Source organism: Ruegeria sp. C12, from assembly GCF_056537745.1.
Genome location: NZ_JBQFSA010000001.1, coordinates 470,170 through 489,432 on the forward strand (window position 1 = coordinate 470,170; position 19,263 = coordinate 489,432).

At 60.4% G+C, this 19,263-nt stretch carries 22 protein-coding genes, 1 tRNA gene and 1 riboswitch; of the genes, 11 read left to right on the forward strand and 12 right to left on the reverse strand.

The window, feature by feature from the left end; genetic code table 11:
- Nucleotides 1-126: 126 nt before the first annotated feature.
- From iolD to iolB, 4 genes are read left to right on the forward strand one after another with little or no spacing between them, the layout of a single operon-like run.
- On the forward strand, nt 127-1,959 hold the full coding sequence (gene iolD, locus ACR0C9_RS02160; RefSeq protein ID WP_480780284.1) for a 3D-(3,5/4)-trihydroxycyclohexane-1,2-dione acylhydrolase (decyclizing): 1,833 nt from the start codon (nt 127-129) through the stop codon (nt 1,957-1,959).
- Nucleotides 1,956-2,855, forward strand: a complete 900-nt coding sequence (gene iolE / locus ACR0C9_RS02165) for a myo-inosose-2 dehydratase (protein ID WP_480780285.1) — start codon at nt 1,956-1,958, stop codon at nt 2,853-2,855. The genes iolD and iolE overlap by 4 nt, the downstream gene beginning before the upstream one ends.
- A gap of 49 nt (nt 2,856-2,904) precedes the next feature.
- Nucleotides 2,905-4,086, forward strand: a complete 1,182-nt coding sequence (locus ACR0C9_RS02170; protein WP_170633681.1) for a phytanoyl-CoA dioxygenase family protein — start codon at nt 2,905-2,907, stop codon at nt 4,084-4,086.
- Between the two features lie 45 nt (nt 4,087-4,131).
- Nucleotides 4,132-4,938 carry a 5-deoxy-glucuronate isomerase gene (gene iolB, locus ACR0C9_RS02175; protein WP_480780286.1) on the forward strand — a complete coding sequence of 269 codons (807 nt, stop codon included), beginning with the start codon at nt 4,132-4,134 and terminating at the stop codon, nt 4,936-4,938.
- Nucleotides 4,939-4,983: 45 nt separating this feature from the next.
- Here the strand turns inward: iolB and ACR0C9_RS02180 are convergent, their stop codons facing one another.
- The 3 genes from ACR0C9_RS02180 to iolC are packed head-to-tail and all read right to left on the reverse strand — an operon-like array spanning nt 4,984 to nt 7,634.
- Nucleotides 4,984-5,823 (reverse strand): class II fructose-bisphosphate aldolase, encoded by an 840-nt coding sequence (locus ACR0C9_RS02180; RefSeq protein WP_480625691.1) that lies wholly within the window; start codon nt 5,821-5,823, stop codon nt 4,984-4,986.
- Nucleotides 5,820-6,656: a 5-deoxy-glucuronate isomerase gene (locus tag ACR0C9_RS02185; RefSeq protein WP_170452207.1), complete on the reverse strand. Its 837-nt coding sequence runs from the start codon at nt 6,654-6,656 to the stop codon at nt 5,820-5,822. The genes ACR0C9_RS02180 and ACR0C9_RS02185 overlap by 4 nt, the downstream gene beginning before the upstream one ends.
- Nucleotides 6,657-6,665: 9 nt before the next feature.
- Complete coding sequence (gene iolC, locus ACR0C9_RS02190) at nt 6,666-7,634, reverse strand: 5-dehydro-2-deoxygluconokinase (RefSeq protein WP_170453122.1); 969 nt, start codon at nt 7,632-7,634, stop codon at nt 6,666-6,668.
- 125 nt (nt 7,635-7,759) lie between these two features.
- Here iolC and ACR0C9_RS02195 point away from each other — a divergent pair, with 125 nt between their 5' ends.
- A complete protein-coding gene (locus ACR0C9_RS02195; RefSeq protein WP_480780287.1) occupies nt 7,760-8,863 on the forward strand; it encodes a Gfo/Idh/MocA family protein in 1,104 nt (367 codons plus the stop codon).
- Nucleotides 8,864-8,899: 36 nt separating this feature from the next.
- Nucleotides 8,900-10,033: a Gfo/Idh/MocA family protein gene (locus tag ACR0C9_RS02200; RefSeq protein WP_170633669.1), complete on the forward strand. Its 1,134-nt coding sequence runs from the start codon at nt 8,900-8,902 to the stop codon at nt 10,031-10,033.
- On the opposite strand, the gene ACR0C9_RS02205 is transcribed toward ACR0C9_RS02200, so the two are convergent.
- The 6 genes from ACR0C9_RS02205 to ACR0C9_RS02230 form a co-directional block, all read right to left on the reverse strand.
- On the reverse strand, nt 10,034-11,035 hold the full coding sequence (locus ACR0C9_RS02205; RefSeq protein WP_480780288.1) for a LacI family DNA-binding transcriptional regulator: 1,002 nt from the start codon (nt 11,033-11,035) through the stop codon (nt 10,034-10,036).
- Between the two features lie 147 nt (nt 11,036-11,182).
- A complete protein-coding gene (locus ACR0C9_RS02210; RefSeq protein WP_480780289.1) occupies nt 11,183-12,082 on the reverse strand; it encodes a metal ABC transporter solute-binding protein, Zn/Mn family in 900 nt (299 codons plus the stop codon).
- Nucleotides 12,079-12,981, reverse strand: coding sequence for a metal ABC transporter permease (locus ACR0C9_RS02215; RefSeq protein WP_480780290.1), 903 nt, complete (start codon nt 12,979-12,981; stop codon nt 12,079-12,081). The genes ACR0C9_RS02210 and ACR0C9_RS02215 overlap by 4 nt, the downstream gene beginning before the upstream one ends.
- The gene (locus tag ACR0C9_RS02220; RefSeq protein WP_170452197.1) at nt 12,974-13,732 is read right to left on the reverse strand and encodes a metal ABC transporter ATP-binding protein; all 759 of its coding nucleotides are present in this window, start codon (nt 13,730-13,732) and stop codon (nt 12,974-12,976) included. The genes ACR0C9_RS02215 and ACR0C9_RS02220 overlap by 8 nt, the downstream gene beginning before the upstream one ends.
- The gene (locus ACR0C9_RS02225; RefSeq protein ID WP_480707800.1) at nt 13,732-13,866 is read right to left on the reverse strand and encodes a hypothetical protein; all 135 of its coding nucleotides are present in this window, start codon (nt 13,864-13,866) and stop codon (nt 13,732-13,734) included. The genes ACR0C9_RS02220 and ACR0C9_RS02225 overlap by 1 nt, the downstream gene beginning before the upstream one ends.
- Nucleotides 13,867-14,078: 212 nt before the next feature.
- Nucleotides 14,079-14,283, reverse strand: a riboswitch (cobalamin riboswitch).
- Nucleotides 14,284-14,483: 200 nt separating this feature from the next.
- Nucleotides 14,484-14,567: transfer RNA gene (locus ACR0C9_RS02230), tRNA-Tyr, on the reverse strand.
- Nucleotides 14,568-14,683: 116 nt separating this feature from the next.
- On the opposite strand from ACR0C9_RS02230, the gene rlmB reads away from it, so the two are divergent.
- The 4 genes from rlmB (at nt 14,684) to ACR0C9_RS02250 (ending at nt 16,980) form a co-directional block, all read left to right on the forward strand.
- A complete protein-coding gene (gene rlmB / locus ACR0C9_RS02235; RefSeq protein WP_480780291.1) occupies nt 14,684-15,457 on the forward strand; it encodes a 23S rRNA (guanosine(2251)-2'-O)-methyltransferase RlmB in 774 nt (257 codons plus the stop codon).
- Entirely contained in the window at nt 15,438-15,752 is a 315-nt protein-coding gene (locus ACR0C9_RS02240; RefSeq protein WP_480780292.1) for a hypothetical protein, read from the forward strand. Before rlmB ends, ACR0C9_RS02240 begins: the two co-directional genes overlap by 20 nt.
- A 106-nt stretch (nt 15,753-15,858) precedes the next feature.
- Nucleotides 15,859-16,311 (forward strand): YHS domain-containing (seleno)protein, encoded by a 453-nt coding sequence (locus tag ACR0C9_RS02245; protein ID WP_480780293.1) that lies wholly within the window; start codon nt 15,859-15,861, stop codon nt 16,309-16,311.
- Between the two features lie 198 nt (nt 16,312-16,509).
- Nucleotides 16,510-16,980, forward strand: a complete 471-nt coding sequence (locus ACR0C9_RS02250; RefSeq protein ID WP_170452146.1) for a CoA-binding protein — start codon at nt 16,510-16,512, stop codon at nt 16,978-16,980.
- A gap of 1 nt (nt 16,981) precedes the next feature.
- On the opposite strand, the gene ACR0C9_RS02255 is transcribed toward ACR0C9_RS02250, so the two are convergent.
- From ACR0C9_RS02255 to hisF, 3 genes are all read right to left on the reverse strand, one after another.
- A complete protein-coding gene (locus ACR0C9_RS02255) occupies nt 16,982-17,548 on the reverse strand; it encodes a hypothetical protein (RefSeq protein ID WP_480780294.1) in 567 nt (188 codons plus the stop codon).
- Nucleotides 17,549-17,621: 73 nt separating this feature from the next.
- On the reverse strand, nt 17,622-17,939 hold the full coding sequence (locus ACR0C9_RS02260; RefSeq protein ID WP_480780295.1) for a phosphoribosyl-ATP diphosphatase: 318 nt from the start codon (nt 17,937-17,939) through the stop codon (nt 17,622-17,624).
- On the reverse strand, nt 17,936-18,697 hold the full coding sequence (gene hisF / locus ACR0C9_RS02265; protein WP_480780296.1) for an imidazole glycerol phosphate synthase subunit HisF: 762 nt from the start codon (nt 18,695-18,697) through the stop codon (nt 17,936-17,938). The genes ACR0C9_RS02260 and hisF overlap by 4 nt, the downstream gene beginning before the upstream one ends.
- A gap of 172 nt (nt 18,698-18,869) precedes the next feature.
- On the opposite strand from hisF, the gene ACR0C9_RS02270 reads away from it, so the two are divergent.
- Nucleotides 18,870-19,262, forward strand: coding sequence for a DUF302 domain-containing protein (locus tag ACR0C9_RS02270; RefSeq protein ID WP_480780297.1), 393 nt, complete (start codon nt 18,870-18,872; stop codon nt 19,260-19,262).
- The last annotated feature ends 1 nt before the right edge of the window (nt 19,263 follow it).

Below are 19,263 nucleotides of genomic sequence, written 5' to 3' on the forward strand. Positions count from 1 at the left end.
GGCGCCCGATCATTCAGTGGTGCAAGGCCACACATAAATCACAGGTCAGATTGGGTGGCCTGGAACCTTCAGAAATGTGAAAACCGACCTAAAGCCCATGGCGGCTTCGTGTTGAAAGGGATCATGATGAGCAAGACAGTCCGACTGACCGCGGCGCAAGCTCTGGTGCGCTATCTCGGGGCGCAGATGAATGAGGCCGGAGAGCCCTATATCGCCGGAGTCTGGGCCATTTTCGGCCATGGCAACGTGGCCGGTCTGGGTGAGGCTTTGCACGCCGTCAAAGACAGCCTGCCCACCTATCGCGGTCACAACGAACAGACCATGGCCCATTGCGCGATTGCCTATGCCAAGCAGATGCGCCGCACGCGGGCGATGGCCGTGACCTCATCCATCGGGCCGGGGGCCACGAATATGGTGACAGCGGCGGCATTGGCTCATGCGAACCGACTGCCGGTACTGATCATCCCCGGCGATGTGTTTGCCTCGCGCGGTCCGGACCCGGTGCTGCAGCAGATCGAGAATTTTGGCGACGGCACGGTCAGCGCCAATGACTGTTTCCGCCCGGTCAGCCGCTACTATGACCGTATCTCGCGGCCCGAACACCTGTTGACCGCGCTACCGCGCGCCTTCCGTACCATGACCGACCCGGCAGATTGCGGTCCGGTGACGCTGGCCTTCTGCCAGGACGTGCAGGCCGAGGCCTACGACTACCCCGAAAGCTTCTTTGAGCCCCGCGTCTGGTATCAGCGCCGCATCCGCCCGGACGAGGGCGAACTGGCCCGCGCCGTTGCCGCGATCAAGGCGGCGAAGCGCCCGGTCATCGTAGCCGGAGGCGGGGTGCATTACTCGGGCGCGACCGATGCGCTGCAAAGCTTTGTTGAAACCCACAACATCCCCGTCGCTGAAACGCAGGCGGGCAAATCGGCCTTGGCCTGGGACCATCCATTGAATCTGGGGTCCATTGGCGTCACCGGTGGAGAACCGGCCAATGATGTCTGCGCCGAGGCTGATCTGGTTCTTGCGGTTGGTACGCGGTTGCAGGATTTCACCACCGGGTCATGGGGCCTGTTTTCGAACCCCGAACGCGAGATGATCTGCCTGAACACCGCAGCCTATGACGCCGAAAAGCACGGGGCGATGCCATTGCAATCCGACGCGCGCGTGGGTTTGCAAGAGCTGGGCGCAGGCTTGCAGGGCTACAGCGCCGATCCAGTGGCCGATACCCTGAAAGCCGATTGGTTCGGCAAGGTCGACAAGCTGACCGACGCGCCCGGTGACGGGAATGCTCTGCCTACCGACATGCAGGTGATTGGCGCGGTTCAGCGTGCCTCGCACAACGACACGGTTGTAATGTGCGCCGCTGGAACAATGCCCGGTGAGTTGCACAAGCTGTGGAAGGCCCCACGCCCCGGTGCCTATCACATGGAATACGGGTTCAGCTGCATGGGGTACGAGATCGCAGGTGCGATGGGCATCAAAATGGCCGAGCCCGAGCGCGACGTGATCTGCTTTACCGGCGACGGCACTTATATGATGGCGAACTCGGAAATGGCCTCTGCCGCGATGATGGGCGTGTCCTTCACTGTTGTCATCACCGACAACCGGGGCTTTGGCTGTATCAACCGCTTGCAGATGGGCACCGGCGGGGCCGAGTTTAACAATCTGCTGGATCACGCGGTGCATGAGACACCGTCGGCCATCGACTTTGCCGCACATGCGGCGGCGATGGGGGCGACCTCGGTCAAGGTCAGCTCGATTGCTGACTTGGAAGAGGCTTTGGCCAAGCGCGCCGACATCAAAGGGCCTTATGTGGTGGTCATCGACACCGATCCGTACCCGTCCACCGAATATGGCGGTACCTGGTGGGAAGTCGCTGTGCCCGAGGTCTCAATCCGCCCCGAAGTCAACGAAAAACGCGCGGCCTATGAAGTTGCGATCAAGGAAAGAAATACGAAATGAGCGTGAAGATCGGTATCTCTCCGATTGCCTGGCAGAATGACGATCTGCCCGACCTGACGGCGGCCTATACCATGGAACAGGCGCTGAAAGAGGCCAGAGAGATTGGTTATACAGGCATCGAGCGCGGCCAGCGGATGCCCGGCGACACCGAAGGGTTGCGCGCCTATCTCGATAGCAACGACATCGCGCTCTGCGGCGGTTGGTGTTCCGGTGCGTCGCTGGTCAACGACTTCGCGACCGAACGTGAGGCGGTGCGTGAACAGGTCGAGCAGTTTGTTGCGCTGAACAGCCCGTGCATTGTCTATGCCGAATGCTCGAACACCGTGCAGGGGCAGATGGGCACTCCGGTCAATCATCGCCCGAAACTGTCGAAGGATGAGGTCAAGGCCTACGCGGCCAAGATCACCGAATTGGCGAAATGGATGGCCGATCAGGGGATGCCGATGGCCTATCACCACCACATGGGCACGATCATCGAAAGCGAGGATGACGTGAACTGGCTGATGGAGGGATCGGGCCCCGAGGTAAACCTGTGCTTTGACACCGGCCATCTGCTGTTTGGCAGCGGTGATGTGATGGCGACCCTGAACCGCTGGGGCGACCGGGTGCATCACGTGCATTTCAAGGACATCCGCCCTCAGATCGTGCAGACAACTCGCGAGAATGACCATTCTTTCCTGGATGCGGTGGTCGGCGGCGCTTTCACCGTTCCAAGCGATGGTTGCATCGACTTTCAGGCGGTCGCAAACGCGCTGAAAGCGATGGATTACGACGGCTGGATCGTGGTCGAGGCCGAGCAGGACCCGGCCAAGGCACCGCCCTATGAGTATTCCAAGATGGGCTACGACCACATTGTCGACGTCTGCACACGCGCGGGATTGGAGATCACGGCGTAACACCCAGCCCCAAGGGGCAACACCAAAAGCCATGAGAAAGGAGACTGTCATGGTGACTCAACAGCTTGGATATGTCGGCTATTTCGACCGGGAATCCTGTGATCTGGATGAATTCAAGGTGTTGACCTCTCAGAACCTTTTGGCTGAAACGGTGCCTTTTGCAGCCTCCGTCGAAAAGAACGTGCCCGTCTATGACATGCAGGCGTTGCGTCCGATGTTGGAACAGCCCGACACACGCCGGGCTTTGCTGGCGGAGTGGGCTTGGGTTCTGGACAAATCCGCCGGTGTGATCGCTTTGAAAGGGGCGTATCCGGACACCTCGATCATTGATCGGGCGACGGATGTGTTTCGTCAGATTATCGAGCAAGAACGCCTAAGCGGGGCGGGTGAGGGTGATCATTTCGCCGCCTCAGGCGCGAATGACCGGATCTGGAACGCCTTGCAAAAACAGTGCCTGCGCGACCCCGAAGGCTTTGCGCTCTATTTCGGGAACACGGCGATTTTGGCGGCTTGTGAAGCATGGCTTGGGCCGCACTATCAGGTGACGGCACAGATCAATCAGGTGCGTCCCGGCGGTAAGGCGCAACAGGCACATCGGGACTATCACCTCGGGTTTCAAAGCGCGGACAGTGCGGCCCGATACCCGGCCCATGCGCATCTGGTAACAGCCTCACTGACGCTGCAGGGTGCAGTTGCGCATTGCGACATGCCGGTAGAAAGCGGTCCGACCAAGCTGCTGCCGTTCTCGCAGCTCTACCCGCCGGGCTATCTGGCCTTCCACGACGAAGCCCACCGGGCGTATTTCGAGGACAGCTATATCCAGCTCCCACTGGAAAAGGGCGACGCGGTGTTTTTCAACCCGGCCCTGTTCCACGCGGCGGGCGAGAACCGCAGCGCCGACATTCACCGCATGGCGAACCTGCTGCAAATCTCATCACCCTTCGGGCGTGCGATGGAGGCGGTGGATCGTCAGGCGATGTCGCTGGCGGTGTTCCCGTCTCTGGTTGCCTTGAAGCAGCGCGGGGCGTTGGACGCTGCGCAGTTGGAGGCCGCGATTGCGGCCACGGCTGAGGGCTATCCCTTCCCCACTAATCTCGACACGGACCCTCCGGTCGGGGGCAACGCGCCTGAAAGCCAGGCGGACATACTGCGCTGCGCTGTTGCGGAAGGCTGGACCGAGGCGCAACTGTCCAAGGTTCTTTCGGCCCTGAACCAAAGGCAAGCTGCCTGAAACAACAATCGGGCGGCCCGAATGGCTGCCCGCAAGGAGAACAAAATGGCAGATCTGCTCAAGAAATCCTTCGGCACGCGCGGCAAGGTTCACGATATCACCCCGGCCAGCGCCGGGTGGCGGTATGTCGGGTTTGGTCTCTATCACTTGCGTTCCGGTGACACGGCGTTTGAGGCCACCGGTGATCGTGAGGTCATTCTGGTCATGGTCGAGGGCAAGGCACAGATCACCGGGGCCGGGCAGGATTGGGGTGTTCTGGGTGACCGGATGAACGTGTTCGAGAAGACGCCACCGCATTGCCTGTACCTGCCGAACGGAACCGAATGGGAAGCGGTGGCAGAAACCGATTGTGTCATCGCCGTCTGTTCGGCACCGGGCAAAAGCGGTCATGCGGCGCGGCGTATTGGCCCCGATGGCATAACCTTGACCGAACGCGGAAAGGGCGTAAACACGCGCTATATCAACAACATAGCGATGGAGGCCGAGGACTACGCCGATAGCCTTCTGGTGACCGAGGTCTTCACGCCAAACGGCCACTGGTCGTCCTATCCCAGCCACCGTCACGACGAGGACGACTACCCCCGCATCACCTATCTGGAAGAGACCTATTACCACCGCCTGAACCCGTCCAACGGCTTCGGCATTCAGCGGGTCTATACCGATGACGGCCAGTTGGATGAAACTATGGCGGTGTCTGATGGCGACGTCGTGACCGTCCCGCGCGGCCACCACCCCTGCGGCGCGCCCTATGGGTTCGAGATGTACTACCTGAACGTCATGGCCGGGCCGCTGCGAAAATGGCGGTTCGTCCCGGCCCCCGAGGTCGAATGGATCATGGAGCGTGACGCTTAGCGCCTGCTGGATACCGGGCCCCGCCATTCCGGGGCCTTTTTGCTTCTATCGCTGCGACGGCGCACCAAAAGCGCGGATCACCATGCGAGCAGCAGCCTCGACGGGGTCATGCGTTTCCTTCAGGATGGTCACGCGGTCGAACCTGTCGGGGTCTGCATTCACGGCCTCGCGCAGGGCCTGACCAAAGGCCATGCGCAGTTCGGTTCCGATGTTGAACTTGCAAATTGCGGTCTCGCGGGCGAGGCGCGCGCGTTGTTCGACCGGCACGCCTGAACCACCATGGATGACCAGTGGAACCTCGGTCATGGCGTCGATCTGGCGGATGCGGTCTTCGTCGAGCCCGCCTTCCTTGTTTTGCTGTAAATGGACATTGCCGACCGAGATCGCCATCGCGTCCACGCCGCTGTCGCGGGCGAACTGCGCAGCCTCGGTCGGGTCGGTCCCGTTCGAGCCTTCGCCGCCGGAATAACCCACGAACCCGATCTCGCCCTCGCAGGAAATGCCTGCCGCGTGGGCCATCTCGGCAATTGCGGCAGTCTCGTCGATGTTCTGCTGCAGGGGCTTGCGCGATCCGTCGAACATCAGCGAGGTAAAGCCGCTGTCCAGTGCGATCTTGCACTCCTCAAACGTATAGCCGTGATCCAGGTGGGCCACTACCGGCACCGAAGCGTTCTCGGCCAGATGCCGGAACATCTTACCCAGAATAGGCAGGGGGGTGTGCTCGCGGCAGCTGGGTCCGGCTTGCAGGATCACTGGGGCATTTTCGGCCTCGGCCGCGGCCACATAGGCGCGCATGTCTTCCCAGCCGAGGGTCACAAGCCCGCCCACGGCATAGCCTTGTTCGTAGGCCGGTTGCAGGACGTCTTTCAGAGTGACGAGGGTCATTTGAACTTCGCGATCATGTCTTTGATGCCCGGAATCGTTTCGATCTGATAGGCATGTGTTGGTTGGAAATACTGCACCAGAGACCGCTGGCTGAGACCGCCGAGGATGGTGAAGTAATACATCTCATACCCCGGCAGCACGCAGCAGGGGTGATAACCCTTGTCGATGCAGATCGTCGAGCCATCGACGATGTGGTAGGCATCGCCCGGCTCGTTGTCCTCGCGCTGCAGCATTTGCAGGCCCGAGCCCCAGTTGGGTTTGAAGCGGAAATTATAGGTCTCGTCGTGGCGCGATTCATCCGGCAGGCGGTTGGTGTCGTGCTTGTGGCTGGGGAAACCTGACCAGCCGCCCTGACCAACCGTGAACAACTCGCTCACCAGCAGGCGACCAACCTTGTCATGTTGTTTCTGGCCAAGGATGTGTTTGATTTTACGATGGGTTTTGGTGTCATCGCTGCCATATTGCACAAGGTCATGTTCGCGCACGTCGAACGGATCCAGCACCTTGTCGAACTTCGCGCCCGCGACGAAAACCTCGGCCTCGTCCGATACACAGACCAGTTGTGCCTTGGCCCCGACCGGAACGTAAACGCCCTCGGGCTCGCCATCCCAGACATCCTCGCCCCGGTTGCCCAGCTTGGGGAAATGCGCCCCTTCGACATCTACATCCACACTGCCGGTGGCGGGCACGATGCAGGTCTCATACCCCGGTACCTGATATTCGAACGCCTCGCCACGGCGCAGTTTGACGATGTTGAAATAGTTCAGCGGCACCGTCGGATCGTCGGCATCCACAATGGGTTTGTTCTGGTTGTCATAGGGCGCGATATGCATGGGAAACTCCTATGTGGTCGGGCCGGGATGATCGGCAAGGAACGCATTCAGTTCCGGGGTTGTGGGCATGGCGGGGGCGCAGCCGGGATTGGAAACCACGATGGACGCACAGGCTGAACCGCGCAGGACCGCCTGTTCCAGCGACGCGCCAGCAGCGATCGAGGCCAAAAGACCGGCCATGAAACTGTCACCCGCGCCAACGGGTTTGATCGCATCGACCGGGAAGATGCCTGTTTGAATCTCTTGCCCGTCGGTCAGGGTCACGGCACCCTTTTCGCCCATCTTGTAGATGACAACCCGGCCCGGTTTCGAGGCCAGTTCCCGGGCCTTGTCGAACCCTTTTTCGATGCCACCGGCCATGAAACCGAATTCTTCATCATTGCCGACGATCAGGTCGCTGGCCTCTCCGGCGCGGGACAGGACATCGGCGGCCACCTCGGGTGAGGGCCAGCTATAGGGCCGGTAATCGACATCGAAGATCACCGGCAACCCGGCTTTGTGTGCATTGTCAAAAGCGCGGAACGTGGCGCTTCGGGAAGGTTCCGAGGCGAATACCGTTCCGGCGGACAGGACAGCCGAGAATTCCCCATAGTTGACCCGGTCCACGTCATCTTCGGTCACCTGAAAATCGACGGCCCCGTTGCGATAGATGACGTTCTGGAAGTTCTCGGTCCGGCTTTCATACAACGCCAGAGAAGTGCGATATTCGCCGCCCAAAACGCGAATATAGGACGTATCCACCCCGTAATGCCGCAGCCGGTTCAGGCAAAAACGCCCGATTGCGTCATCCGAGACCGAGGTGACCAGCGATGCCTGACTGCCCAGCTTGACCAGACCCGCGCAGATATTGGCCGAGGATCCGCCAAGATCGGCGTGGAACGTCTCGGCATCTTCGCTTTTGACGTTGATGGGATCGGCAAACAGGTCCATGCCAGCACGCCCGAAAACTGCAAAACGGTTCCCTTTGATACCGTCCATCAAAGCGCTCACGTCATATTCCTCCGGCTTAGGGGCGTCGGCAAAGTTTGGACCTTGCGTTGAATCGATTCACACGATACTGATTTTGCAACCGGTTGCAAATGATATGTTCGGAGCCGTGACAGATGCCTGAAATCGGAATTGGAATCGTTGGTGGCGGCTATATGGGCAAGGCGCATTCCGTTGCCATGTCCGCCGTTGGTGCGGTGTTCAACACGGCACTCAGACCTCGGCTTGAGGTGATCTGCGCGTCCACGCCTACAAGCGCCGAGCGGTATCGGGATGCCTATGGGTTTCAGCGCGCGACCCATGACTGGCGCGCTTTGGTCGAGGACCCAAAGGTCGAGGCTGTGGTGATTGCGTCACCGCAGGAAACCCATCGCCAGATCGCCGAGGCGGCTTTTGCTTTGGGCAAGCCAGTGCTGTGCGAAAAACCGCTGGGCGCGTCGCTTGAGGACAGTCAGGCGATGGTCAACGCTGCCGAGGCTGCGGGGGTCACCAACATGGTCGGCTTCAACTATATCCGCACGCCCGCCAGCCAGTTCGCCCGCCAGTTGATCGCCGAAGGCGAGATCGGCGACGTCACCTGGTTTCGCGGCGAGCATACCGAGGATTTCTATGCCGACCCGCAAGCCCCCGCTACATGGCGCACGACGGGCATGGCGAACGGCACGATTGGCGATCTGGCCCCGCATATGGTGAACGGCGCGATGGCTTTGATCGGACCAATTGCGCAGGTCATGGCCGATGTGGAAACCGTGCACCGCACCCGCCCCGGCGGAGAGGTCACAAATGACGATCACGCGCAGATGATGTGCAGGTTTGAAAATGGCGTGATGGGGAACCTCTATTTCAGCCGCGTCGCGACGGGGCGGAAGATGGGTTATGCCTATGAGATTTCGGGAACAAAAGGCGCGATCCGCTTTGATCAGGAAGATCAGAATGCCCTATGGCTTTATCGGCGCGAAGGGCCCGAGGCGCAGCGGGGATTCACCAAAATCCTGACCGGCCCGGCACATCCGGATTACGAACCCTTCTGTCAGGGACCCGGCCACGGCACCGGCTATCAGGATCAGATCATCATCGAGGCCAAGGATTTCCTGCGGGCTATCCACACAGGCGAAGCGATCTGGCCCACATTCCGCGACGGGCATCAGGTCAACCGGGTGCTGGCAGCGGCACTGGCCTCATCGGACCAGCGGCAGTGGGAAAACATCAGCGATTTCTGATCGCTTAACGATACAATCGATAGAGAGACCAAGACCATGGCAAAGCTGAAATGGGGCATGATCGGTGGTGGCGAAGGCAGCCAGATCGGGCCCGCCCACCGGTTGGGCGCGCAGGCGGACGGGATGTTCGAATTCGCCGCAGGCGCGCTGGATCATCGGCCCGAGGTAGGCCGTGAATACGCGCAACGGCTGGGTATTGCTGCCGACCGCGCCTATGGCAATTGGCAAGAGATGCTGGCAGGGGAGAAAGACCGCGACGATCGCGTCGATCTGGTGACGATTGCCACGCCAAACTCGACCCATTTCGAGATCGCCAAGGCGTTTCTGGAAGCCGGGTTCAACGTGCTGTGCGAAAAGCCGATGACCATGACAGTGGAAGAGGGCGAAGAGATCGTTCGCGTCGCAGAAGCCTCGGGCAAGATCTGCGCGGTGAATTATTGCTATTCGGCCTATCCGATGGTTCGTCAGGCCCGCGCCATGGTACGGGCGGGTGATATTGGCAAGGTCCGTCTGGTTGTCACCAATTTCAGCCATGGGCACCACGGCGATGCCACGGATGCCGACAACCCGCGCGTGCGCTGGCGCTACGATCCGGCAATGGCGGGTGTCTCGGGCCAATTCGCGGATTGCGGAATTCACGCGCTGCATATGGCCAGTTTCATCTGCGATGATGAGGTGAAGTCCTTGTCCGCCGATATGGCCTCGACCATCTCCAGCCGGGAACTGGAAGACGACGCGATGGTGAATTTCCGGATGGAAGGCGGCACGGTCGGGCGGCTCTGGACTTCCTCCGTTGCCATTGGGCGGCAGCACGGGTTCGACATTCAGGTGTTCGGCGAAACCGGTGGGTTGCGCTGGGCGTCCGAGCAGCCGAACCAGTTGATTTACACGCCTGTCGGTGGGCGCACCCAGATCATCGAAAAGGGCGAGGGCGGGCTGCACGATGAAGTGCAACGCCTGTCTCGAGTGGCGATTGCGCACCCCGAAGGCTTTCCGCTGGCCGTGGCCAATATCTACTGCGATCTGGCTGACGCGATCCGGGGCGAGACGCGCGACGGCTTGCCCGGCGCTGCGGATGGGGTGCGGTCTATCGCGGCAGTCCACGCCGCTGTCGCGTCCGGCAAAGAGCAGGGTGCGTGGAAAGACGCCCGCCCGCCAATGTTTCGCTGATCAAGGGCGGGGCCGCCGCAACGTGCCCCGCTCGATCACCCGACAGGGGAAAATCCGGGCCTCAGGGTATCTCTGAGGCTCTTTCAGCATCTCCTCGACCAGATCAACGGATGAGGTGATGATCTGTTTGATCGGTTGGTGAATGGTGGTCAGATCGACGCTTTCCCACCGGGCCATTTCCATGTCGTTCAGGCCGATGATTCCGATGTCCTGCCCCGGCTTCAGCCCGTGATCCTTCAACGCCGATAACGCGCCGATAGACAGGATGTCGTCGCCGCAGAAATACCCTTCGGCGGGTTTGCCTTGCAGCAGGCGCAGCATTTCCGCGCGCCCCGCCTCGAACGAGTAATTATCCGCGAAAGAATGCGACACGTCGAGGTCGGGATGCTGGTCGGTTTCCTCGATGAACCCCCGATACCGATCCATGGCCGACGTCGCATCTTTTGGCCCACCGAGGTAGCCGACGCGCTTGTACCCGCGCGAAACAAGTTCGCGCGCCGCCATGCGCCCGCATTCGACGTTGTCGATGCCGACCACATGCACCTTGGGCGAGGTCGCCGACCGTCCGAAGGTATGCACCACCGGCACGCCCGCATCGTGGAACGCCTTGGCAAAACTGGGGGGCAGGGTTGATGACGCGACAATGACCGCATCAACTGAATACTGACGCAGCATTCGCACGGAATTGGCAGGCTCGGTCTCATCCGTCAGGTTCACGATCAAAGGCCGAAGCCCACGTTCCTGCAGGGCGCGGGTGAACTGGTCGAACACCTCAAGAAATATCGGGTTATGGAAGTTATTCGAGATCAGGCCAATCAGCTTGGTCCGCCCGGTCGTCAGCGACGAGGCCAGCGCATTCGGGCTGTACCCCAATTCTCGCGCCGCTTTCTCAACCTTGCTGCGCGTTTTGGCCGAGACCGAGGCCCCTTCGGTAAAGGTGCGCGAAACGGCGGATCGGGACACCCCGGCAAGCGCCGCAACATCTTTCAAAGTCACGCTCACAGGGCGTACCGTTCATGCGGGTGGGGTGTGGATCGGGTCGCGATAATCATTGGGCTTGATTATGCACTATTGCGAAGCGGCTGCAACCGGTTGCAACCTGCCTGAGGTGGTGCGAGGCGGCTTGAAAACCGCCTCGACCGGGTATGATCAGCTCGCGCCTTGGGTTTCCAGCGCCGTCAGCAGCGTGCCCAGATTATGTTGGAACATCGCCAGATAGCTTGTGGCTGGGCCACCACGCTCGGACAGGGCGTCTGAAAACAAACGGCCACCGATCTCAATACCGGTTTCGTCCGAGATTTGCTGGACCAGAGCAGGGCTGGTGATGTTTTCAACAAACAAAGCTGCCGCACCTTCGGCTTTCAGCTGGTCGATCAGAACGGCCAGTTCTTTCGCGGAAGGTTCGGCCTCGGTGTCGATGCCGACCGGCGCCAGGAAGGTCATGCCGTAGGCGTCCGCCAGATAGCCGAACGCGTCATGGGCAGTGACGACAGTGCGGCGGTCTGCGGGCAGATTCGCCAGTTTGGTTTTGGTTTCGGCGTCCAGTGCCTCCAGCTTGGCGATATAGGCGTCGGCATTGGCGGCGATTTCATCTGCATGCTCGGGCATGGCATCTTTCATCGCGTCCGCCACGTTGGTCACGTAGATTACGCCGTTCGACAGCGAGTTCCAGGCGTGGGGGTCAATTGCACCGTCGACCTCGACCGGCGTGATGCCGTCGGTTGCGACATGCACGGTGGCTTCGGTGCCCGACTCCGCGATCAGCGTGTCGGACCATGTCTCAAAGCCCAGACCGTTGACAAAGATGATGTCCGCTTGGGCCACGGCCTTGGCGTCCGCAACCGACGGCTGATACACATGCGCGTCCGCATCGGGGCCAACGATTGTGGTCACATCGGCCAGATCACCCACGACCTCTTCGACCATGTCGCCGAGGATCGAGAAGCTGGCGACGACCTTGATGTGGTCTTCGCCTGCATAGGCTGGCAGGGCAACCAAAGCGAGGGATGCCGTGGCAATACCGGCATAGAGCGATTTAATAAGAGTCATTGAGCTCTCTCTTCTTGTGGAACTTGCGCAACGGGGATGTCTTTTGAAACGGACGGTTTGCGTAGCCGTCCGCCAAAACCAAGCGGCCCGAAGATGGCCGAGAACAGGAAGAACCCGCCCGCGACCAGCACGATGGCCGGGCCGGATGGCGTGTCGGGGAACAGGTAGGACAGGGTCAGACCGATCCAGCAGCTGGACAGGGCAAAGATGAAGCCCAGAACCAGTTGTGCCGTGATGGTGCTTGCCCAATACCGCGCGGCGGTAGCGGGTAGAATCATCAGGCCGACAGCCATAAGTGTGCCCAGCGTCTTGAACGCGGCCAGCAGGTTCAGAACCAGCAGCAGCATAAAGCCCTGATCGACCAGCCAGGGGCGGCGCGTCTGGGTTTCGAAAAACACCGGGTCGCAGGTGCTGACAATCAAGGGGCGCAGCAGGACAGCAAAGGCCACCAGCGTCACCGTCGCGACCCCACCCACCAGCATCATCGACGCATCGTCAATTCCGAGGATCGAACCGAACAGGAAGCTTTTCAGCGGAACGGCGGACCCGGCTGCGGATAGAATGAATATCCCTACGGCCAAGGCGATCAGGTACAGCGAGGCAAGGCTGGCATCGCTGCGCAGGATCGTCCGGCGCGCCAGCAGGGCCGTAAGGATGGCCACCCCGACCCCAGCAATCAGCCCGCCGACCAACAGCGACATGACCGATAGACCCGCCGTCACGAACCCGATGACGATGCCGGGCGTAATCGCGTGGGCCATGGCTTCACCCGCCAGTGACAGGCGGCGCAGGACAAGGAATGCCCCCACCGGCGCGACCGAGGCCGACAGAACGGTGGTCGCCACAAAGGCGCGGCGCATGAAGGCAAAGCTCCACATTTCGGTAAGCAGATCAAACACGGGCATGCTCCGATGCTGAAGGGTTTCCACGGAACATCCACGAGGCCTGACTCTCGGACAGATACCCCTGCGCGACCAGCCGGTCGGGCGTCAGGACGTCATTCACCGGACCATGGGTCGCTTCTTGCCCGCCCAACAGCAGGGCATGGCTGCAATGGTCCAGAACCGATGACAGGTCATGCACGACCAGCACAACGGCGCGGCCCTCATCGCGCCAGCGGCGGATGATCGTCAGCAGATGCGCCTCCGTGCTTTGGTCAACGGCGGCAAAGGGTTCGTCCAGCAGGATCAAAGGGGCGTCCTGCATGATGACACGCGCGAACAGGGCGCGCTGAAGCTGGCCACCCGACAGCATGTGAAGCGGGCGGTCGGCGATGTCCAGAACCCCGGCCTCGTCCAGTGCTGCGGTCATCCGGTCGCGCGCGGCGCGGTCCAGACCGGATCGGAAGCCAAACCCACGCCAGGCCCCCATCGCGGCCAGATCGCGCACGCGGATGGGAAAGCGGCGGTCAAACTCGGTCATTTGCGCCAGATAGCCGATGGCGCCGGGGCGGCCATTGGGCCAGTTCATGCTGCCCGAAAGCGGATCCAGCAGACCCAGCAGCATCTTCACAAACGTGCTTTTGCCCGACCCATTGGCCCCCAGAACGGCCAGAGTTGTGCCGGCTTCAATATCCATGGACAGGCGACGGAACAGCGTCAGATCAGGGTATCCAAGCGTCAGATCGCGGAGTTGCAAGACAGCCGTCATCACAGCACCACGTAAATCGCAAGACACAACACAGCCGACACGGCCAAAGCGCCAGCAATCAGCGCCACAACGCTGAATTCGGTTAGGCAGCGCCCTCGTGCACCCGAGTCGTCATGGGTAATGTGCCGCGTCATCGGGTTACCCCAATGGCGTGCGCGCAAACAGGGGTGTTGCAGGTCACCGGGGCAACGGTCACCCGATGCGGGTTGCAGGGTGGAAATTCATTTGTTTGCAATGACAAAAGCATCGCCTCCTTCGCGAGGTCGAGGGCAAAGCGAGTGCAAGGTTTTGGACGGCACAGGCCGTTTGAAACATTGTCATCTCCCTCTGGGACACCCCGCCCAGGTTCATTCAAATTCGGATGGCAGGTCTCCTGACTTGCGGGTCAACGCTGTCCCGATCCTTCCCAGGCAAATGCCCAGTGGACGATCTCGGGTCGCTCGCCGCCTACAGTTGCGGGGGCAGTCACGGAATTGGCCATGGGGCCGCACCGTATTCCCTTTTATCCCGTCCGCAGAAAGCGGTCGGGAACCATCGCGGGCGACAGAACATGAAACACCTTGATTCGACAAGAGCACGTTCTAGAACGTTGTTGTTATCGGACGGGTCGGTTTCGAGGGGCAAAAGAGCTTCGTGGCATAAAAAGCGTGGTTTTTGGGGTGGCGGGTCCGAACGGAGGTCCGCAGGCGAAAAGGCCTGCCAGGCGCAAGTGATAACCGCCCATTGCCTTGATTTCATGTATATGGAGAAGTGGTGGGCGACCCTGGAATCGAACCAGGCGTGCGTCTCCGCGAGGGAGTTACAGTCCCCTGCCACACCTTGCGGCCTGTCGCCCACTGTCAGGCGTTGCACCTGACGTGGAGGCGTGATTACTAGCGCACCAAAGGAGCGTCAACAGGAAAATTCCGCTTTGACGCAGGAAACCGAATTCCCGGCCCGGAGGCCCCCAAAATGAAAAAACCCAAGTGGGTCGTCGAAAAGGAACAGGCGCGAAAAGCCGCCGCTGCAGAGACCGTTTGGTTGTTCGGCCTGCACGCCGTGCGGGACGCTTTGATGAACCCCAAACGCCAAAAACTGCGCCTGATCGTGACCCGAAATGCCCGCGACAAGCTGGCCGAAGCCATTGAATTTGCAGGGATCGAGGCCGAGATGGTCGATCCGCGCAAGTTCACGGCACCTATCGATGCAGGCTCGGTCCATCAGGGTGCGGCGCTTGAGGTCAAGCCGCTGGAGTGGGGCGGTCTGGCTGAAAACTGTATCGGGCGCGAACACCCGCGCGTGATCCTTTTGGACCGGGTGACTGATCCGCATAACGTGGGGGCGATTCTACGCTCGGCCGAGGTTCTGGGCGCAAGTGCCGTGATCGGAACGCGGCACCATTCGGCCCCTGAAACCGGGGCGCTTGCGAAAACGGCCAGCGGCGCGCTGGAACGTCAGCCCTATCTGCGGGTGCGCAATCTGGCCGACACGATCACCGAATTGCAGGAAATGGGCTTTTTGGTACTTGGGCTGGACGGTGAGGCGCAAGAGACGATCGAAACCGCCCTGGGCGATCAGCGCGACCGGCCCGTGGCCCTGGTGCTGGGCGCCGAAGGGCCGGGATTGCGGCAAAAGACCAAGGAAACGGTTGATCAACTGGTGAAAATTGACGCATCCGGCGGGTTCGGGTCCCTGAACGTCTCAAATGCGGCGGCAATCGCCTTATATGCCTCACGTCAACATTGAACAGGAGAGCGTCATTTCCGGACCATCCAAAATCGCCACCTGCTGTTATTGCGGGACCCGGGCTGCGCTGGTTCTGACCGGTAAGAACCGGCACGAGCTGAGCTGTTCCAATTGCGGCGCGCCGTTGCATGACCTGAAGAAGCTGCCAAAGCGCAAGGTGGCGAAGCCCAGGCAGGAACGCACCGCAATCAGCCATGTTGCCTCGCCCAAGACGCGCAAGAAGAAAAAGAAGAAAAGCGTGCTGTATCGGGTGCTGGACGAAGCCTGGGACGTGATCGAGGATATTTTCGACTAAACTGCAACCCAGGCAGCACAGGCGTTCACAACCGCGTCAACAGGGGTTCCCGAAGCGTCAAAAAATTGCACTTTGATACTCTCGATTCTCAGTTATGGGTTCCGTGATGCTTCGTCGTCGCTCCATCTTTGGTGCAATATTTGCTTTGGCCTTGGCGCCTGCCGTTCAGGCGCAGAATAAACCTGTCTATTTCGCGACCGAAGGGGCCGCGATGGCGGGGTACGATCCCGTGTCTTATTTTGACAGCGACGTTCCGATTCAGGGTCAGCCGACGATTGCCGTGATGTGGAAAGGGGCCGAATGGCATTTCGCGTCGCAGGAAAACCGCGAGCGTTTTGAAAGCAATCCGCGCGCCTATGCGCCTCAATTTGGCGGGTATTGTTCCTATGCGATGGCCAAGGGTGTGCTGAAAAGCACCGACCCGATGGCGTGGCAGGTGGTGGATGGCCGACTGTACCTGACGCATTCGCCGGAAATCGAGCAGATCTGGCAGCAGGACAGGTCGGAATATATCCAGATGGCCGAACAGAACTGGCCGGTGGTTTTGTACGAGGAATAGGCTGGTTTCCGCTTTTTGTGAAAAGTCATCACAAAAAAGAAGGCCCCCTCTTTTTTTCATCCGGATCATGCTTAAATGTCACAGTGACCGCGGAACGGAACTGCCGCGGGTCATTTCACTGTCCCTCGTTCCAACAACTGGCGCCCAAGGCTTCTTGGGCGCTTTTTTCTTTTTGCGGTCTGTGCTTAGGATGCCGCTATGCCTGACTATTCCGATGATCATCTGAAAGGTATCCTGCAGTGCACCAAACGTGTTGCTGTTGTTGGCGTTTCGATGAATCCTGTGCGGCCCAGCTATTACGTGGCGCGCTACCTGTCGCTGAAGGGGTATACCGTGATCCCTGTCAATCCGGGCCACGCGGGCAAGGACCTGTTTGGTCAGACAGTGCGCGGCAGCTTGGCCGAGATTTCCGAGCCCGTCGATATGGTGGATATCTTCCGACGGTCCGAGGCTGTTCCGCCGATTGTGGATGAGGCTTTGGAGGTCTTCCCCGATCTTCGCACGGTCTGGATGCAGATTGGCGTCGAACACGCCGAGGCCGCTGCCAAAGCGCAGGCGCGCGGCGTGGATGTAGTGATGAACCGTTGCCCGAAGATCGAATATCAGCGCCTGTTTGGCGAGTTGCGCATGGGCGGATTCAGCACCGGCATCATCTCATCCAAGCTTTAGCTTATTCAGCCGGGTAGGGCCTTAGCCGGGCCACCTGCGCCTGGCGACGCTTTTCCAGAACCACATTGCGTGGCACCCAATCGTATCTTGTGTCCTTTGACAGGGGTGACCAGTACAGAACACCGCCATAGCGCCACGGGTCCAGCACGATGCCGTCATCCATCGGGTCTCCGGCACGGCTGATGATGGCGGTGCTGTGGTCGATTCGGAACGGATTGTCCGCGTTGGCGATGGCGCGATGCAGGGTCAGTGTCTGGAACTGTTCCTGCTTCAGACGTCGTTCGACATCCTCGGCCCAATGCCAGCACAACCCACGCGGGCGCAGCCCCCTGTTGACCTTCGCATTGTGGATCAGGGGCGGGTCGGTGATCTGGTATTCCTGCACCAGTTGCGCGGTATAGGCATAGGCGACCCGGGCGGCGCGGTCGGCCTCTTCGGGATCGATGCCGGGGCCCAATTCGCGAATTTCGGTGGCCAGACGCTGGACTTCGTCGCCGGTCGACGGGGGCGGGGAGGCACAGGCCCCCAGTATCACGAGGGCCAGAACAAAGGCCAAAGCTCTGATCATTCTTATGCCCTCAGGGTTACAGACCGCACAGCCCGATCATAGGGCCGGGCCGGTCGTTCTGAAACCCCGCAGCTTACCCCTTGGGGCGCGCGGCCTTTTCGGCAATACCGCTGAGTCCCTGACGCCGCGCCAGTTCGGCCAGCACATCGTCCAGTGCCACGTCCCGCGCTGCTAGCATGACCAGCAGGTGATACAGCACATCCGCCGCCTCAGAGGTCAGCCCTGCCTTGTCATTCTTGACGGCTTCGATGATGGCTTCAACGGCCTCTTCCCCGAATTTCTCGGCGCATTTCTCGGGGCCTTTGGCCAGCAGCTTGGCGGTCCAGCTGGATTCGGGGTCGGCGGTTTTGCGGACCTCAATGGTAGCGGCCAGATCGTGCAGAATGCTCATGTCAGCCTCATCGGGATGCCAGCGGCGGCCATATGTTCCTTGGCCTCGCGAATGGTGTATTCGCCGAAATGGAAGATGGATGCCGCCAGAACAGCACTTGCCCCGCCTTCGGTCACGCCCTCAACCAGATGGTCCAAATTGCCGACGCCCCCGCTTGCGATCACCGGAACATCCACCGCGTCCGAGATCGCGCGAGTCAAAGGCAGGTTGAACCCCGCCTTGGTGCCGTCACGATCCATCGAGGTCAGTAGGATTTCCCCAGCACCCTTGGCCACAACGGTCTTGGCAAATTCCACCGCGTCTATGCCGGTGGGCTTTCGGCCGCCATGGGTGAAAATTTCCCACTTGCCGGGCCTGACGGTCTTGGCGTCGATGGCGCAGACGATGCACTGGCTGCCAAACTGATCCGCAGCCTCGGCGATTACGTCCGGGTTCGCTACAGCAGCCGAGTTGAAGCTGACCTTATCCGCCCCCGCCAGCAACAGGGCCCGCACGTCGTCCTTGGTGCGCACGCCGCCGCCCACGGTCAGGGGCACGAAACACTGCTCTGCTGTGCGCTGCACCACGTCGAACATGGTGCCCCGGTTCTCATGCGTGGCGTGGATGTCCAGAAAACAGATCTCATCAGCACCCGCGGCGTCATAGGCCTTGGCCGATTCCACCGGGTCGCCCGCATCGCGCAGGCCCACAAAATTCACACCTTTGACCACGCGGCCATCGGCAACATCCAGACAAGGAATGATACGGGTTTTCAGCATGGGTCGTCCTTTGTTGAGCGCACCTCTACCGGCAAAGCCCCGCCGATGCCAGACTTGTGATTGCCACCCCTCTCAAAGCTGTGAAAACTGTTCCCAAATTCAGCAGGAGATCAATGAGATGCGAAACCTCTTTTTGACGACCACGTTCATTTTTGCAGGAGCAGTCGCCGCAATGGCAGACGATATCATCAAGGTGGAAACCGACAAATCCGTGGCCGAGGCGCTGGACGCGCTTGAGGCTGCAGTGGGCAATGCAGGCGCAACGGTCTTTGCCCGGATCGACCACGCGGCAGGGGCCGAGAAGGTTGGCACACCCATCCCGCCCAATCAGGTTCTGATCTTTGGCAACCCCGCACTGGGCACGCCAGCGATGCAAATTGATCCGCGCGCAGGTCTGTTCCTGCCGCTGAAAGTGCAGGCCTATGAAGACGAAAACGGGCAGGTCTGGCTGGCCTATGAAGACCCGAAAGAGACCATGGACGAGCTTGATGATGTCGAAAAGTCGCCCGTGATCGAAAAGATGCGCGGTGCGTTGAACAAACTGACCTCGGCTGCCGCGCAGTAGA